General features: G+C 67.8%; 17 protein-coding genes. 9 read left to right on the forward strand and 8 right to left on the reverse strand.

Annotation, left to right across the window (positions count from 1 at the left end; all coding sequences use genetic code 11):
• The first annotated feature begins 94 nt into the window (after nt 1-94).
• Nucleotides 95-1,219, forward strand: coding sequence for a citrate synthase 2 (locus tag G6N35_RS14970; protein WP_163804964.1), 1,125 nt, complete (start codon nt 95-97; stop codon nt 1,217-1,219).
• Nucleotides 1,220-1,226: 7 nt separating this feature from the next.
• Here G6N35_RS14970 and G6N35_RS14975 read toward each other — a convergent pair whose 3' ends face one another.
• Complete coding sequence (locus G6N35_RS14975; protein WP_163804965.1) at nt 1,227-2,564, reverse strand: MFS transporter; 1,338 nt, start codon at nt 2,562-2,564, stop codon at nt 1,227-1,229.
• A 191-nt stretch (nt 2,565-2,755) separates the two neighbouring features.
• Between G6N35_RS14975 and G6N35_RS14980 the strand changes: the two genes are divergently transcribed.
• Nucleotides 2,756-3,208, forward strand: coding sequence for a VOC family protein (locus G6N35_RS14980; RefSeq protein ID WP_163804966.1), 453 nt, complete (start codon nt 2,756-2,758; stop codon nt 3,206-3,208).
• On the opposite strand, the gene G6N35_RS14985 is transcribed toward G6N35_RS14980, so the two are convergent.
• On the reverse strand, nt 3,205-4,887 hold the full coding sequence (locus G6N35_RS14985; protein ID WP_163804967.1) for an FAD-dependent oxidoreductase: 1,683 nt from the start codon (nt 4,885-4,887) through the stop codon (nt 3,205-3,207). The two genes, G6N35_RS14980 and G6N35_RS14985, sit on opposite strands and share 4 nt — an antisense overlap.
• Nucleotides 4,888-4,894: 7 nt before the next feature.
• A complete protein-coding gene (locus G6N35_RS14990; protein WP_163804968.1) occupies nt 4,895-5,908 on the reverse strand; it encodes an AurF N-oxygenase family protein in 1,014 nt (337 codons plus the stop codon).
• Between the two features lie 139 nt (nt 5,909-6,047).
• On the opposite strand from G6N35_RS14990, the gene serC reads away from it, so the two are divergent.
• The gene (gene serC, locus G6N35_RS14995; protein WP_163804969.1) at nt 6,048-7,169 is read left to right on the forward strand and encodes a phosphoserine transaminase; all 1,122 of its coding nucleotides are present in this window, start codon (nt 6,048-6,050) and stop codon (nt 7,167-7,169) included.
• Between the two features lie 64 nt (nt 7,170-7,233).
• Complete coding sequence (sepH, locus tag G6N35_RS15000) at nt 7,234-8,019, forward strand: septation protein SepH (protein ID WP_163804970.1); 786 nt, start codon at nt 7,234-7,236, stop codon at nt 8,017-8,019.
• Between the two features lies 1 nt (nt 8,020).
• On the opposite strand, the gene G6N35_RS15005 is transcribed toward sepH, so the two are convergent.
• From G6N35_RS15005 to G6N35_RS15015, 3 genes are read right to left on the reverse strand one after another with little or no spacing between them, the layout of a single operon-like run.
• The gene (locus G6N35_RS15005; protein WP_163804971.1) at nt 8,021-8,290 is read right to left on the reverse strand and encodes a DUF2537 domain-containing protein; all 270 of its coding nucleotides are present in this window, start codon (nt 8,288-8,290) and stop codon (nt 8,021-8,023) included.
• Complete coding sequence (locus G6N35_RS15010) at nt 8,287-9,153, reverse strand: TrmH family RNA methyltransferase (protein ID WP_163804972.1); 867 nt, start codon at nt 9,151-9,153, stop codon at nt 8,287-8,289. Before G6N35_RS15010 ends, G6N35_RS15005 begins: the two co-directional genes overlap by 4 nt.
• The gene (locus G6N35_RS15015; RefSeq protein ID WP_163804973.1) at nt 9,150-9,581 is read right to left on the reverse strand and encodes an Rv0880 family HTH-type transcriptional regulator; all 432 of its coding nucleotides are present in this window, start codon (nt 9,579-9,581) and stop codon (nt 9,150-9,152) included. Before G6N35_RS15015 ends, G6N35_RS15010 begins: the two co-directional genes overlap by 4 nt.
• 97 nt (nt 9,582-9,678) lie before the next feature.
• Between G6N35_RS15015 and G6N35_RS15020 the strand changes: the two genes are divergently transcribed.
• Together G6N35_RS15020 and G6N35_RS15025 are read left to right on the forward strand one after the other, a co-directional pair.
• Complete coding sequence (locus G6N35_RS15020; protein WP_163804974.1) at nt 9,679-9,954, forward strand: DUF2530 domain-containing protein; 276 nt, start codon at nt 9,679-9,681, stop codon at nt 9,952-9,954.
• 77 nt (nt 9,955-10,031) lie between these two features.
• Nucleotides 10,032-10,484, forward strand: coding sequence for an SRPBCC family protein (locus G6N35_RS15025; protein WP_163804975.1), 453 nt, complete (start codon nt 10,032-10,034; stop codon nt 10,482-10,484).
• Here the strand turns inward: G6N35_RS15025 and G6N35_RS15030 are convergent.
• Complete coding sequence (locus G6N35_RS15030; protein WP_407664550.1) at nt 10,481-11,494, reverse strand: DUF3027 domain-containing protein; 1,014 nt, start codon at nt 11,492-11,494, stop codon at nt 10,481-10,483. The two genes, G6N35_RS15025 and G6N35_RS15030, sit on opposite strands and share 4 nt — an antisense overlap.
• 142 nt (nt 11,495-11,636) lie before the next feature.
• On the opposite strand from G6N35_RS15030, the gene G6N35_RS15035 reads away from it, so the two are divergent.
• The 3 genes from G6N35_RS15035 to G6N35_RS15045 are packed head-to-tail and all read left to right on the forward strand — an operon-like array spanning nt 11,637 to nt 14,451.
• Entirely contained in the window at nt 11,637-13,262 is a 1,626-nt protein-coding gene (locus G6N35_RS15035) for an MFS transporter (protein ID WP_163807694.1), read from the forward strand.
• Nucleotides 13,259-13,753, forward strand: coding sequence for a DUF2771 domain-containing protein (locus G6N35_RS15040; RefSeq protein ID WP_163804977.1), 495 nt, complete (start codon nt 13,259-13,261; stop codon nt 13,751-13,753). Before G6N35_RS15035 ends, G6N35_RS15040 begins: the two co-directional genes overlap by 4 nt.
• A 5-nt stretch (nt 13,754-13,758) precedes the next feature.
• The gene (locus G6N35_RS15045) at nt 13,759-14,451 is read left to right on the forward strand and encodes a hypothetical protein (RefSeq protein ID WP_163804978.1); all 693 of its coding nucleotides are present in this window, start codon (nt 13,759-13,761) and stop codon (nt 14,449-14,451) included.
• On the opposite strand, the gene G6N35_RS15050 is transcribed toward G6N35_RS15045, so the two are convergent.
• The gene (locus G6N35_RS15050; RefSeq protein ID WP_163804979.1) at nt 14,424-15,443 is read right to left on the reverse strand and encodes a glutathione S-transferase family protein; all 1,020 of its coding nucleotides are present in this window, start codon (nt 15,441-15,443) and stop codon (nt 14,424-14,426) included. The two genes, G6N35_RS15045 and G6N35_RS15050, sit on opposite strands and share 28 nt — an antisense overlap.
• Between the last annotated feature and the right edge of the window lie 11 nt (nt 15,444-15,454).

Genomic DNA, 15,454 nt, shown 5'->3' on the forward strand with positions numbered 1-15,454 from the left:
GGAAACTCCACGGTCACACGGTACGCCGCCGGCAGCCAGCCGTTTGTTACCGGCCGGTAGCGACAGCGTCGGGACCGAGTGGAACAATCCTCCTATGACCCTGGTACCGGAGGACTTCGCGCCCGGCCTGGAAGGCGTAGTGGCATTCACCACCGAGATCGCCGAACCGGACAAAGACGGCGGTGCGCTGCGCTATCGCGGCGTCGACATCGAGGATCTGGTGGGCAACCAGGTGACCTTCGGCGACGTGTGGGGGCTGCTGGTCGACGGCCGCTTCGGCGACGGGTTGCCGCCCGCCGAGCCGTTCCCGCTGCCCATCCACACCGGCGACGTCCGGGTCGACGTGCAGGCCGGCCTGGCGATGCTGGCACCGATCTGGGGATACCGGCCCCTGTTGGACATCGACGGCGAGACCGCGCGCCAGCATCTGGCCCGTGCCTCGGTGATGGCGCTGTCCTACGTCGCACAGTCGGCACGCGGCATCTACCAGCCGGCGGTTCCGCAACGGGTGATCGATGAATGCTCCACCGTCACACAACGTTTCATGACCCGGTGGCAGGGCGAGCCGGATCCGCGCCACGTCGCGGCGATCGACGCCTACTGGGTGTCGGCGGCCGAGCACGGGATGAATGCCTCCACGTTCACCGCCCGGGTGATCGCGTCCACCGGTGCCGATGTGGCGGCCGCCCTGTCCGGCGCCATCGGCGCGATGAGCGGCCCGCTGCACGGCGGCGCCCCCGCCCGGGTGATCCCGATGATCGAGGAAGCCGAGCGCACCGGTGACGCGCGCGCGGTGGTGCGCAACATCCTCGACAGCAAGGAGAAGCTGATGGGCTTCGGCCACCGGGTGTACCGGGCCGAGGACCCCCGGGCCCGGGTACTGCGGGCTACGGCCAAGCGGCTGGACGCGCCCCGCTACGAGGTGGCCGCCGCCCTCGAGCAGGCCGCACTCGCCGAGCTGCGGGAACGCCGCCCGGACCGGGCGATCGAGACCAACGTCGAGTTCTGGGCCGCGGTGATCCTCGACTTCGCCAAGGTGCCCCCGAAGATGATGCCGGCCATGTTCACCTGCGGCCGCACCGCAGGCTGGTGCGCCCACATCCTCGAGCAGAAGACCCTGGGCAAGCTGGTCCGGCCATCGGCGATCTACGTCGGCCCGGAACCTCGCTCACCGGAGTCGGTGCAGGGCTGGGACGAGATCGCGCACAAGCACGTCTAGTTGAGGCTCACGCCGCGAACGCCGAGCCCCGCTCCCGATCCAGATACGTGTCGGCCTTGTTGCGCAGGAAGAACACGTACACCACCAGCGACACCGCAATGCAGACCGTGACGTAGGCGATGAACAGCGGTACGTGGCCCTGCTCCTTGGCCGCCTGGTAGATCAGCGGCGCAGTCCCGCCGAAGATCGAGTTCGCCAGCGCATAGCCGACCCCCACACCGAGCGCCCGCACCTGCGCCGGGAAGAGCTCCGATTTCACCAGCGCATTGATCGACGTGTACCCGGTCAGGATCACATAGCTCACCGCGACCAGCCCGAAAGATGCCAGCGGCGAACGTGTCTCGGGGAGGAACGTAATGAGCACATAGGTCCACACCAGACCGCCGACCCCGAAGAACACGAGCATCGGCTTGCGCCCGATCCGGTCACTGATGATCCCGCCGACCGGCTGCAGCAGCATCAGGAAGATCAGCCCGGTCAGATTGATCCATGTCGCGGTCATCCCGTCGCCCTTGTAGGTGGTCTTGACGATCGCCGGCGCGTTGACGCTGTAGGTGTAGAACGCGACCGTCCCGCCCAGGGTGATCAGGAAGCACAGCAGCAGCGGCCGCCAGTAGTCGGTGAACAGTGCTCGCATCGATCCCGCACCAGGGTCCTGCCCCGCCTTGGTCGCCTCGATGACCTCCTGGGACAGCGACTCGTCCATCGTGCGGCGCAGCCAGAACACCACCACCGCCGCTACGCCACCCACGGCGAATGCGATGCGCCAACCGAATTCGCGCAGCTGGTCAGTGTTGAGGACCGACTGCAGGATCAGCAGCGTGAACTGTGCCAACACATGCCCACCGACCAGCGTCACGTACTGGAACGAGGAGAAGAACCCGCGCCGCTCGCGGGTCGCCGCCTCCGACATGTAGGTCGCCGACGTGCCGTATTCACCGCCGGTGGCGAAACCCTGAACCAGCCTGGCCACGATCAGGATGACCGGCGCCGCCGCCCCGATCATCGCCTGCGACGGCACCAGCGCAATCACCAACGAGCACAACGCCATCAGTGACACGCTCACCGTCAGTGCCGCCCGCCGGCCCCGCCGGTCGGCGAACCGGCCGAAGAACCACGACCCGACCGGTCGCATCACGAAGGTGATCGCGAAGATCGCATACACGTAGACCGTCGAATTCTTCTCGGACTCGTCGAAGAACTGGCCCTCGAAATACGTTGCGAACACGGTGTAGACGTAGACGTCGTACCACTCGACCAGGTTGCCCGAGGACCCGCGGATCGTGTTCCAGATCGCCCGCCGGGTCTCGGCGGCACTCGATCGCGGCGCTGTCGTGGTGGTCAATCGTCGGCCTCCCTGCCTCCGGCCCCGAACCGTACTCCAGTGTGGCCCGGCGCGGGACCATCCGAAGGACGATCACCATGATTTGCGTCGGTGCCCGGTGGTTGCATGGCGGTGGGCGATGAGTTTGCACCGCCCACCATGTCTGTACCGGTGGCGGCCGGCCGGCCGCCTGACGTAACAGGAGGCTTTTCATGGCGATCGAAGTACAACCCGGGCTGTCCCCGCATCTGGTCGTCGACGACGCCCCGGCGGCGATCGACTTCTACGTCAAGGCGTTCGGCGCCGAGGAGATCGGTCGCGTGCCGCGCCCCGACGGCAAGCTCATCCACGCCGCCGTGCTGATCAACGGCGCCATGGTGATGCTCAACGACGACTTTCCGGAGATGTCCGGCGGCAGGTCGATGACCCCGCCGGCCCTGGGCGGCACCCCGGTGACCATCCACCTGACCGTCACCGACGTCGACGCGAAATTCCAGCAGGCCATCGACGCGGGCGCCACCGTGGTGATGCCGCTCGAGGACCAGTTCTGGGGAGATCGCTACGGCATGGTCCGCGATCCGTTCGGCCACCAGTGGTCGTTGGGGCAGCCGGTACGCGAGGTCAGCTACGACGAGATCCAGCAGGCGATGATGAGCCAGGGCTAGCGCAACAACCCGGCGAGCAGCCGTCTGGCCAGCGGGGGTTCCGGCGCGGCGGCGGCCGTCGCGACCATATCGGCCACATCGGTGAACTTCACCCGCGGGCGCCCCGCATCGCGACCGCGGGCGGTTTCTGCGTCATCGATGGCACGCCAGCCCGCCGCGTCGACGACGTCGGGCTGGCGGGCGCGGACAAACCGGTCCAGCGCCGTCGGACGGTCAACCGGATCGGTAAGCACGCCGGCGTTGAAGTCGTCGACCAGATGGGCGACGGTCTGCATGGAGCAGGACTTGTTGGTGCCGATGAAGCCGGTCGGACCGCGCTTGATCCAGCCGGCGACATAGGCACCGACGACCGGGTCACCGGTGAGCGGATCGAGGACGCGCCCCTGAAAGTTCGGGACAACGGCGGCCCCCTCGTCGAAGGGCAGTCCGGCGATCGGCGCTCCCCGGTAGCCGATCGAGGTCAGTACCAAGCCGGCTTCCACACTCACCGCCTCCTCGGTGCCGGTGCGCCGGAACTCGATGCCGCCGGCCCGATCCGCGCCGAGGATGCGATGCGGAGTCAGTCTGTAGGCCAACCGGATTCGCGGCCGGGATACCGCGGCGGTGGCCACCGGCAGCTTGGCCAGGATCTCCAGTTTCGCGGCCGTCAGAGCGTCGTCGACGGCCTCGAGGTCACGCCGGACACGCTCGTGGTCGTCGGCGTCCAGCACGACATCGGCGACCGAGGTCAACCCGATCAGCTCCGGCAGCGTGAACGCGGAGTCGGCCGGACCGCGCCGGGCCGCGATGACGACCTCGCGCACCGCCGATCCACGCAGTGTCTGCAGTGCGGTGTCGGAGATGTCGGTACGCGCCAGGTCGTCGGGATCGGCGGTCAGGATCCGGGCCACGTCGAGGGCCACGTTGCCGTTGCCGACGATCACCACTCGTTCATGGCTCAGGTCGACGTCGAGCCCGGCGAAGTCGGGGTGGCCGTTGATCCAGGCCACCGTCTCCGTCGCGGTCTGCGTGCCGGGTATGCCCATGCCCGCAATGTCGAGGCGGCGATCAGTGGGCGCACCGACGGTGTACAGCACGGCGTGGTGGTACTGCAGCAATTCCTCGTGCGAAATATGCTGCCCGACTTCGACATTGAGGTAGAACGTGAACTTGGGGTGCTTGCTCATCCGCTCGAAGAGCCGCGTCACACCCTTGGTGTGCTGATGATCGGGCGCGACGCCGGCGCGTACCAGGCCGAACGGCGTGGGCAACTTGTCGAAGACACTGACGCGCACGCCCTTCTGCGTCAACAACTCATCGGCGGCATACATCCCCGCCGGCCCCGAGCCGACGACGGCCACCGTCAGATCGCCGCCGCGACGCAGTTGGGGCGCCGGCAATACGGGGGCGAGCTTGGAGGTCGGCGGCAGCTTCACACCGGCGGGGCGCTCGGGGTAGAACGAAGCATTGAGTTCGACGAACGGCAGTTGGGCGGCGGTCAGATTCCGGTCGGGAGCGATCGCACCGACCGGGCATGCACTGACGCACGCCCCGCAGTCCACGCAGGCCACCGGATCGATGTAGAGCATCTCGGCGGTGGCGAAGCCGGGTTCGTCAGGACTGGGGTGGATGCAGTTGACCGGGCAGGCGTAGACGCAGGACCCGTCGCTGCAACACGACTGGGTGATCACGTGTGGCATGACACTCCTAGGCGGCGGCCACGTGCTGGCGGGCGGGCTCGCTGCGGAACCGGCTCGGCTGCCCGTCGATCCGGCAGATCCGCCACATCAGCTTTGCCAGCGGGTTCATCAACCCGGTGTCGGCGGCGAGCATGCGGACGTCGCCGAACATGTCGCGCAACATCTGTCGCGACTCCGGCGAGCGGAAGAAGATCTCCTTGCGCACCGAGCGCGGGATGTCGAACTCCTTCCAGAACGCCCTGGGCGGGACGATGATCGCCGAGCACAGCACCCGCATCACGACGGGCACGTAGAGCGACAGCCAGAACCGCTTGCGCCGCGGCAGGTGCGGCACCCGCTTGCGGAGGTATTCGTGTGCAAACGAGATGTGCCTGGCCTCTTCGGCCACGTGGATGGCCATCACGCGCTCCATGATCGGGTGCAGCATCTTGCCTTCGCGCAGAACGTTCTTCTGGGTGTGGTCGATCGGCTCTTCGCCGGCCAGGATGCCGAACCAGAACGGGATCGGCAGCGGTCCGGCCACCAGTGGGATGGTCGGCTGCAGCCACTTCAGCAACCGCGGCATACCCGGCACATCGGCGCCGATGCGGTTGACCATCTCCTGGAACATCATCGTGTGGTTGCACTCTTCGACCGCCTCGTGCAGGCAGTACCGGTATTCCGGTGAGCCGTTGGGGGTCCAGAACGCGTACTCCATCAAGCCCCGGATCAGAATCGACTCGAAGTGCAGGCCGACCTTGGCGACGTTGGCCTGCCGCCACATGCCGATCTCGATCTGGCGCTGCCTGGTCTGCGACTGGTACCAGGGGTGCCGCCCGATCGGATCGCTCGCCGGCAGAATCCAGCGCTCGTCGTTCGGGACGACGGTGAACTCGGGCGAATCCCAGTCGATATCGGTATAGGGATTGAAGTTTCTGCGCACCGAGCCCTCGGAAAGGGTGGCCAGCTTCTCGACGTAGGCGACGTCGTCCAGGACGTCCATGTTGCGCCGCCAGCGCCGCACGATCTTGGTTCTCGCCATGACAGCCTCCTCAGAGGTTTACATTGGGGCGGTTGTTGTCCAAACGGTACCGCAGGTATCGCCTAAGTGTCCATACCCGTTTTCGGCTCTGCCGAACGCCTGATTTCGGGAGTCGCGCGCCGACTTCTAGGCTTGAGGCATGGCTGATGCAGCGCTGACGATCCCCGCCGACCTCAAACCTGCCGACGGCCGCTTCGGCTGCGGACCATCGAAGGTACGCCCCGAACAGCTGCAGGCACTCACCACCACCGCCGCCGCCCTGTTCGGCACCTCGCACCGCCAGGCTCCGGTGAAGAACCTCGTCGGACGGGTCCGCGACGGTCTGCGGGAGTTGTTCTCCCTGCCCGACGGCTACGAGGTCATCCTGGGCAACGGCGGAGCCACCGCATTCTGGGATGCCGCCGCATTCGGCCTCATCGACAAGAAGTCGCTGCACCTGACCTTCGGTGAGTTCTCGGCCAAGTTCGCCTCGGCGGTGGCAGCCAACCCGTTCGTCGGCGATCCGATCGTGATCAAGGCCGATGCCGGCAGCGCGCCCGAACCTCAGTCCGATCCGTCGGTCGACGCCATCGCCTGGGCGCACAACGAGACCTCGACCGGCGTGGCCGTGCCGGTGCGGCGTCCCGCCGGATCGGGTGAAGCCCTGGTCCTGGTCGACGCCACCTCCGGGGCCGGCGGCCTGCCGGTCGACGTCCGTGAGGTCGACGCCTACTACTTCGCGCCGCAGAAGAACTTCGCCAGCGACGGCGGTCTGTGGTTCGCGCTACTCTCGCCGGCAGCACTGGCCCGGGTGGAGGCCATCGCCGCCTCGGGTCGCTGGGTGCCCGAATTCCTGTCGCTGCCGATCGCGATCGACAACAGCCTCAAGAACCAGACCTACAACACCCCGGCGATCGGCACCCTGGCGCTGATGGCCGAGCAGATCGACTGGATGAATGGCAACGGCGGCCTGGACTGGGCGGTCAAGCGGACCGCGGACTCCTCCCAACGGCTGTACTCGTGGGCGGAGGCGTCGTCCTACGCCACCCCGTTCGTCGCCGACCCTGCGCTGCGCAGCCAGGTGGTGGGCACCGTCGACTTCGCCGACTCCGTGGACGCCGCCGCCGTGGCCAAGATCCTGCGGGCCAACGGCATCGTGGACACCGAGCCGTATCGCAAGCTCGGCCGCAACCAGTTGCGCATCGCGATGTTCCCGGCCATCGAGCCCGACGATGTCGAAGCGCTGACCCGTTGCGTCGACTGGGTTGTCGAACGGCTGTAACTCCAGCGTGTCCTCACCGTGATCTTTCCGAGTCTGCGTTAGAGTGCCGACGAAGGAGGTCGGCATGCGGGAACTGAAGGTGATCGGGCTCGATGTCGACGGCAAAGCCATCATTTGCGAAGGTCGCGATCCGTCCGACAAATTCCTGATCCCCGTGGACGACCGGCTGCGCGCCGCCGTCCGCGGTGACCGGTCGCTGGGTCAGACCCTGAGGGACATCGAGGTCAAAGGCGTGTTGCGGCCCAAAGACATTCAGGCTCGGATCCGAGCGGGCGCGTCCGTCGAACAGCTCGCCGAGGCGTCCGGCATGGACATCAGCAAGATCGAGCGCTTCGCCCATCCAGTGCTGCTGGAACGACAGCGCGCAGCCGAGCTGGCCACCGCCGCGCACCCAGTGCTGGCCGACGGGCCCGCGGTGGTCACCCTGCTGGAGGCCATCAGCGCATGGCTGGCCGGGCGGGGGCTGAGCTCCGAGGCCACCACGTGGGACGCCTGGCGTAACGAGGACGGCCGCTGGACCGTGCAGATGGCCTGGCAGGCCGGTCTGTCCGACAACGTGGCACACTTCCGGTTCTCCCCCGGCGCGCACGGCGGCACCGTCACCGCGCTGGACGACGCGGCCAACGAGCTGATCGACCCGAACTTCGAGCGCACCCTGCGGCCGGTCGCGCCGGTTGCCCAGCTGGATTTCGAGGAGCAGCCCGACACGGCGCCGACTCCCGCGGAGACCCAGCCGTCGCCGCCCTCGCCACCGGTCCCGCCGGTGCGAGCCAAGCGTACGAAGGCCAAGCCGACGGTTCCCGCCTGGGAAGACGTGCTGCTGGGCGTGCGCTCCAGCGGCGATCGCTGAGCTACCGCAGCACCAGCGCCAACAGGGTTATCCAGCCGCCGGCCACCCCGATACCGGCGCCCAGCACGAACCACCGTCGCACCGGCACCTGACGCCAGCCCCACAGCGTCGGCGCCAGCCCGCCGACCGCGATGAGGTTGAGCACCACCGCGACCAGTGGGTGCACCCGGATCATGCCCAGGCTCAGGACCACGATGGCGGCACCGACGATCGCGGCAACGAAGGCAGCGACCGTCAGCCCGGTCCCCCAGGGCGTCGACTCGTCGGTCATAGTCGGCCATCCTCCTCTGCCCGGACCACACCGGCCGATCGGGCCCGCTCGTAGAACGCCAGCGCCGCGGCCGTCGCCACATTGAGCGAGTCGGTACCCCGCGACATCGGTATCCGCACCCGCACATCGCTGGCCCGCATCGCCGTCTCGGTCAGCCCCGGCCCCTCGGCTCCGACGAGCACAGCCACCTTCTCACCGGCCACACCGTCCATCGCGTCGGCCAGGGTGTGCGCCTGCGGGTTGGGTGTCATCGCGAGCAACTGAAACCCCTGCTGGCGAAGGTCATTCAGATCAGCGGGCCAATGTTGGGCCTTGGCGAAAGGCACCAGCAGGGCGTGGCCCATCGAGACCCGCACCGCCCGCCGGTAAAGCGGATCGGCACAGCCCATCCCGAAGATGACCGCATCGACGCCGAGCCCGGCGGCGTTGCGGAAGATCGAACCGAGGTTCTCGTGGTCGTTGACGCCCTCCAGGACGGCCACGGTGCGGGCCGCGGCGACGACCTCGCCGACCGCCAGTTCCGGGGGCCGGCGGGCGGCCGCCAGCACACCGCGGTTGAGATGGAAGCCCACGACCTCGGCCATCACCTCGGCACTGGCCCGGTAGTAGGGCACCGACACGCCGGACAGGTCGGCGGCCAACTCGGCACGACGGCGCTCGGTCCCCAGCAGGGCGTGCGGACTGAACCGCGAGGCCAGCATCCGCTGGGCCACCAGCACTCCCTCGGCGATCACCAGCCCCTTGCCGGTGGGCAGGTCGGGTCGGCGGTCGACGCTGTTGAGGTCCCGGAAGTCGTCGACCCGAGGGTCGTCGGGATCGGTGATGTCGATGACGTCGGGTCCGCCAGAAGCGTTGTCGCTCACTGTTCTTCGTCGACGAGCGCAGTCATCAGATCGGCGGCGCGCAGCAGGACGTCACGGTCCTCAGGAGCCAGGGTGGCCAGCCGCTTGCTGAGCCACTCCTGGCTGGCCTGCCGTTCCTTGTCCACCAACTCCTTGCCGGTTGGCGACACCGCGATGAGCACCTGACGACCGTCGGCCGGGTGGGCGGAACGCTGCACCAGGCCGAGGTCGGTCAGCGATCCGATGATCCGCGTCATCGACGGGGGCCGGACCCGTTCCCGCACGGCCAGCGCCCCGGGTGTCATCGCCCCTTCCTTGGCCAGCGTCGACAAGGCGGACAGCTGGGACAGCGTGGTGGTCGATTCGGCACGGCGGAACCGCAGTTGACGGGCGAGTCGGACCACGGCCAGCGACAGATCACCGGCCAGCCGCAGCTCACCATCGTTCACATCGCAAACATACGACACCACAGCTCCGAAACCTCTCAACCTGCAACTACTGATCTGGGCACCCTACCGGCTGCCCCATCGGTTACCTTGGACCGCAATGCCTTCCGATCCGTCCGACCCGAGCCCCGCGCCGGTGGCCGAACCAGAGCCGCCGGCGCTGCCGCCGGGTCTGCTCGACCCGTGGCCGGTGATCGTCACCGGGGCGGTGCTGTGGGCGCTGGCGGCCATTGCCGCATTCGCGGTACCGGCGCTGGAGTCGTGGCGTCCGATCGCAGTGGCAGGCCTGGGTGTCGGCGTCGTCGGCACCTCGATTTTCCTGTGGCAGCGCACCGCTGCCAGGCGTGGTGCGCGAGGTGCGCAGACCGGTCTCTGACCGCTCCCACGCCGACGAACGCCGACGAACGCCGATGAACGCCGATGAACACTGAAGACACCGACGAAGGAGAACCGATGGCAGCACCGCTATTGCAGGCAGAGATCGAGATCAACGCTCCGGTGAGCAAGGTCTGGAACCTCATCGCGGACTTGGGCAACATGCCGAAGTGGAGCCCGCAGTGCCGGGTGATGAGATCACTGGGTCCGCTGCGCCCGGGCACGCGCACCCTGAACCTGAACCGGCGCAACAAGCTTTTCTGGCCGACCACGTCGACCATCACCGAGGTGATCCCGGAGCGCAAACTGGCGTTCCGCGTCAACGCCAACAACACCGTCTGGACCTATGAGCTCGAGCCGACCGCCACCGGCACCCGCGTCGTGGAGACCCGGCATGCCGAGAACGGCGTCAAGGCGATCTCGACGATGACGGTCAATGCCGTGCTGGGCGGTGTGCCGAGTTTCGAGAAGGAACTCGTCGCCGGGATGAACACCTCGCTGGCGCGCATCAAGGCCGCCGCCGAAAACTAGTCGGCCGGGTCGGCCTGTCCGGGCTCCGGCTCGGCATCGGGTTCCGCGTCGGGATCCGCGATGGCGGCCTCGGCGATGACCTCCGGCTCGATGACGTGAAGTTCGAGCTGTTCGGCTTCGACCAGGGCCGGGGGCGTCTGCTCGACCGCAGGCTCCTGGTCAGGAGCGTGAAGAACCGGCTCGGCAGCCGCGATCTCCACGACGTCGAGCACCCCGTCGTCGAAGGGATCGAACATCGGTGATCCGGTGCCGGGCGGCTGCGGGGTATCGGAGTGCGCACCGCAGCCGTACTCGAAGTCCACGACGCGACCGTCGGCGGCCAGCTCGTTGCAGCAGACCCCGAACATCACCCCGAGCGCGCCGTCGAGGCGGACCATGAAACCGCAGTCGCGGCACACCCGCTTGGTGGATCGCGCCATCGGTGCGCCGGGGCCGTGGTCACCGTCATGCCAGCGCTGGGCGGCCAGGTCCCGACCGAAGGCACTGAGGACCTGGCGACGGCCGAAGCCGATCTCCAGGGCGGTGTCGTCGACGAGCGGATCCCCGGTGGCGGTGAAGCCCGGCGCCAGTCGCAGGTCATTGACCGGCGGCGCCAGTAGATCACCCGGGCTCAGGTCGCCCGGCTGGACCCGGTTCTCCCACGGCACCCAGGGCGGCGGGAGCAATGCGGTCGGACCGGGAACCAGGACGACTTCGCTGACGGTGGCGTGATCGGCGCCGGGGTAGGCCGCCACCACCACCGCCCACTGCCAGCCCTGATATCCCGGCATGTTCGCCAAGAAGCGGTGGGTAGCGGCCGTTTCGTCCTCGTAGGCGACGCCCAGATACTCCCCGACCGTCTCCCCGCTGAACTCCACGATCGCGCGACGAGCCAGGTCCACCGCGCCGTCGAGTACCGCGGCAACGGCCGCCGTGGGCTCGGCCGGCTGCACCGGAGCCGCGGATTCGGCGGCGTCGATCTGGCTGTCCATCGTCACCAATCTTGCCTCACGACTCCCGCGGGCAGCCACACCGGTCGCGTCTGCGTCGCACTACCGCGCGATGGGGGAGAATCGTGACGTGTCTGGAAGGCGGCGTGAGCACCCGAACGCGGGACCGGAGTCCGGTCCGGTCCGCCGCTATCCGAACGACGGCACCGGCGAGCACCCCGGTATGGCCAACTACCCCAGCGACGACCATGCCACCTCCGGCTCAGGTTACGGCTCGGGCTATGACTCGGCCTCGGGGCGACGGTCGAATCCGACGCCCAGCGCGAACCGCTACCTGCCTCCGCTGGGCTCCGAGCGCGGCCACCAGTCCGATCCGGACGGGCCGCCGCGGCGCGGCGTGGGCGACCGCGCGGGCGAGCGCGTCACCGTCACCCGCGCCGCCGCGATGCGCAGCCGGGAAATGGGCGAGCGGATGTACTCGATGGTGCATCGGGCGGCCACCGCCGACGGCGCCGACAAGTCCGGCCTGACCGCACTGACCTGGCCGGTGATGGCCAACTTCGCCGTCGACTCGGCGATGGCGGTGGCACTGGCCAATACGTTGTTCTTCGCCGCCGCCTCCGGCGAGAGCAAGAGCAAGGTGGCCCTGTACCTGCTCATCACGATTGCGCCGTTCGCCGTCATCGCGCCCCTGATCGGGCCGGCCCTGGACCGGGTCCAGCACGGCCGCCGGGCGGCCCTGGCCATGTCCTTCATGCTGCGCATGGTGCTGGCGATCGTGCTGATCATGAACTACGACGGCGCCACGGGCAGCTACCCCTCGTGGGTCCTCTACCCCTGCGCGCTGGGAATGATGGTGCTGTCCAAGTCCTTCAGCGTGCTGCGCAGCGCGGTGACCCCGCGCGTGATGCCGCCGACGATCGACCTGGTGCGGGTCAATTCCCGGCTGACCGTGTTCGGCTTGATCGGGGGAACCATCGTCGGCGGTGGTATCGCCGCGGGTATCGAATACCTCTTCACGACCCTGTTCGCTCTGCCCGGCGCCCTGTTCGTGGTCGTCTTCCTGGCCCTGGCCGGAGCCTCCCTGTCGATGCGCATACCGCGCTGGGTCGAGGTCACCGAGGGTGAGGTTCCCACCACCCTGACGTATCACGGACCCAGCGGACCGATGGGCGGCTGGGCCTCCGATGCGGTGACCGAGCCGATCAGCTCCCCCCGGCAACCCTTGGGCCGCAACATCATCACCTCACTGTGGGGCAACTGCACCATCAAGGCCATGGTCGGGTTCCTGTTCCTGTACCCGGCATTCGTGGCCAAGGCCCACCAGGCCAGTGGCTGGGTGCAATTGGGGATGCTCGGCATGATCGGCGCCGCGGCCGGCATCGGGAACTTCGCCGGCAACTTCACCGCGGCGCGGTTGCGGCTGGGGCGGCCCGCGGTCCTGGTGGTGCGTGCCACGATTGCCGTCACCGTCATGGCCCTGGCCGCCGCGGTCACCGGCAATCTGTTCGTCGCCGCCGCCGCAACCTTGGTCACCTCCGGATCCACGGCCATCGCCAAGGCCTCGCTGGATGCCTCGCTGCAGGACGACCTGCCCGAGGAGTCCCGTGCGTCGGCGTTCGGCCGCTCGGAGTCGGTGCTCCAATTGGCATGGGTGCTCGGCGGTGCGCTCGGAGTTCTGGTCTACACCGAACTATGGGTAGGGTTCACGGCGATCAGTGCACTGCTGATCCTCGGGCTGGCGCAGACCATCGTCTCGAGCCGCGGGGCGTCGCTGATCCCGGGCTTCGGCGGGAACCGGCCGGTGGTGGCTGAGCAGGAGGGAAAGTCGACGGTGACCAACCGGTGAGCCGTTGGCTTCGTTGGGTTCTCGTCGTCGTGGTGATACTCGCCTCGGCAGGTGCAGGCGTCGGCGTCTGGCTTGCGAACCGCGGCAACAACGACGACCGGATGCCCCAGATCAGCGCCTACTCGCACGGGCAATCGGTCCGGGTGGGTCCGTACGTGTACTGCAATGTGGTCAATCTCAACGACTGCCGCAACCCGAAGACCCAGGGCGACCTGCCGGTCAGCGAGCGCTATCCGATCCAGTTGTCGGTGCCGACCACGATCGGGCGGGCACCGTGGCGGCTGCTGAAGGTCTACGAGGACGAGAACAACTCGACCACGTCGGTGTTTCGCCCCAATTCGACCTTGGCCGTGACCATTCCGACAGTCGACCCGCAGCGCGGCAAGCTCACCGGCATCGTCGTGCAGCTACTGACCTTGGTGACCGATCCGCAAGGCCAGTTGCGCGACGTCCCGCATGCCGAATGGTCGGTGCGGCTGGTCTGGAATTAGGCCAGGTGCCGGCCCACGTCGCTCCCCCGGTATGGTCCACCGCGCTGATGTACGCCGGGTTCGCCATGTGGGGCGGCGCCTTGGTGGCCGACATGTTCCTGACCGATATGTGGATCCGGCGCCGGTTGTATTGGTACACCTGGCTCGCGGGCTCGGCGCTGTGTGGTGTCGCCCTGGTGTTCCGGGGCTGGAGCACAGCGTTGTTCGGGTTCGGTGCCATGGTCTTCATGGGCGTCATCCTCGCCATCCGCTGGACGCCATTCCTGAAGATTCGCGGCCACATCATCGCGGCCAGCTACACCGATCGGATCGCCGAGACTCCGCCGAGCATCCCGCAGCTTCCCGCGGAGATCCGGGACACATCCGCCCGGCCGCTGTGGTGGTCGGTCGCTGGGTCCGCCCTGGTGCTCAGCGGCTCCCGGCTTGCCCTCGGGTGGAGCCTGGGCACGGTGCTCTTGACCGGGTTTTTGACGTTCATCGTGGCGTTGATGGGGGTGGACGACGGCAGACGGCGCATCCCCTTCGCCCGCCGTCAGTACCTGCAAGCCACCCTCGGGGCGGTGCTGTCACTGCCGGTGTTCGGCCTGCCCGCGCTGGCCTACGCGGTGGCCTATCGAATCGGGCTTGCGCAACCCGTCAGCATCGGCAAGCACGACGCCGAAGCGCGCTATTACCACGGCCCGGACGGCACACCGTGACCGTCGGGTACCCGCTCACTGTCGGGTGTCGGGCCGGGCGCAGTACCGTCACCGAAAGGCCTGCCGCCCAAAGCTTCTCGGCCATGCGGCGCGAACCACGAACTCAGGTCGGGCCCCTTCGGCACGACGCCGGTGGGATTGATGTCTTTGTGCACGATGTAGTAGTGCTGCTTGATCTGGACGAAATCGACGGTGTCGCCGAACCCCGGGGTCGAGAACAGGTCCCGCGCGTAGGCCCACAGGACCGGCATCTCGGCGAGCTTGGCGCGGTTGCACTTGAAGTGGCCGTGGTACACCGGATCGAATCGGGCCAAGGTGGTGAACAGTCGCACGTCGGCCTCGGTGATGGTGTCGCCCACCAGGTATCGCTGTGCAGATAGCCGTTCGGTGAGCCAGTCGAGTGCGGTGAACAACCGGTCGTAAGCGCGTTCGTAGGCGTCCTGCGAACCGGCGAACCCGCACCGGTACACCCCGTTGTTCACTTCGGTGTAGATGCGGTATGCCACCTCGTCGATCTCGGCGCGCAGCGCCTCCGGGTAGAGCTGCGGTGCGCCGTCGCGATGAAAGGCACTCCACTCGGTGGACAAGTCGAGAGTCATCTGGGCGAAATCGTTGGTGACGACCTTGCCGGTGGCCACCTCGACGATCGCGGGCACCGTGATGCCCTTCGGATAGTTCGGATCACGCGCGAAGTACGCATCCTGCAGCCGGGGAATCTTCAGCACCGGATCCACCCCGCCCGGATCCAGATCGAAGGTCCAACTTCGCTCGTCATGCGTCGGCCCGCAGAACCCAATCGAGAGCACATCCTCGAGGCCGAGCAGGCGGCGCACGATGATCGCACGATTGGCCCACGGGCATGCCCTCGCCACGATCAATCGGTAGCGGCCGGGCTCGACGGGATAGCCGTCGGCACCGTCGGCGGTGATCCGCGTGGTGATGTAGTTGGTATCGCGCTTGAACTCGCCGTCGCCGGCCACGTAGGCACCCACGTGTTCAGTGT

The sequence above is a fragment of the Mycolicibacterium anyangense genome (genome assembly GCF_010731855.1).
Lineage (GTDB): Bacteria > Actinomycetota > Actinomycetes > Mycobacteriales > Mycobacteriaceae > Mycobacterium > Mycobacterium anyangense.

Coding starts and splice junctions, on each gene's coding strand:
- G6N35_RS14990 (WP_163804968.1), bottom strand. CDS start 5,908: ATGGCGAGAACCAAGATCGTGCGGCGCTGGCGGCGCAACATGGACGTC.
- G6N35_RS15025 (WP_163804975.1), top strand. CDS start 10,032: ATGGCAGCACCGCTATTGCAGGCAGAGATCGAGATCAACGCTCCGGTG.
- G6N35_RS14970 (WP_163804964.1), top strand. CDS start 95: ATGACCCTGGTACCGGAGGACTTCGCGCCCGGCCTGGAAGGCGTAGTG.
- sepH (WP_163804970.1), top strand. CDS start 7,234: ATGCGGGAACTGAAGGTGATCGGGCTCGATGTCGACGGCAAAGCCATC.
- serC (WP_163804969.1), top strand. CDS start 6,048: ATGGCTGATGCAGCGCTGACGATCCCCGCCGACCTCAAACCTGCCGAC.
- G6N35_RS14980 (WP_163804966.1), top strand. CDS start 2,756: ATGGCGATCGAAGTACAACCCGGGCTGTCCCCGCATCTGGTCGTCGAC.
- G6N35_RS15005 (WP_163804971.1), bottom strand. CDS start 8,290: ATGACCGACGAGTCGACGCCCTGGGGGACCGGGCTGACGGTCGCTGCC.
- G6N35_RS14985 (WP_163804967.1), bottom strand. CDS start 4,887: ATGCCACACGTGATCACCCAGTCGTGTTGCAGCGACGGGTCCTGCGTC.
- G6N35_RS15035 (WP_163807694.1), top strand. CDS start 11,637: ATGGCCAACTACCCCAGCGACGACCATGCCACCTCCGGCTCAGGTTAC.
- G6N35_RS15020 (WP_163804974.1), top strand. CDS start 9,679: ATGCCTTCCGATCCGTCCGACCCGAGCCCCGCGCCGGTGGCCGAACCA.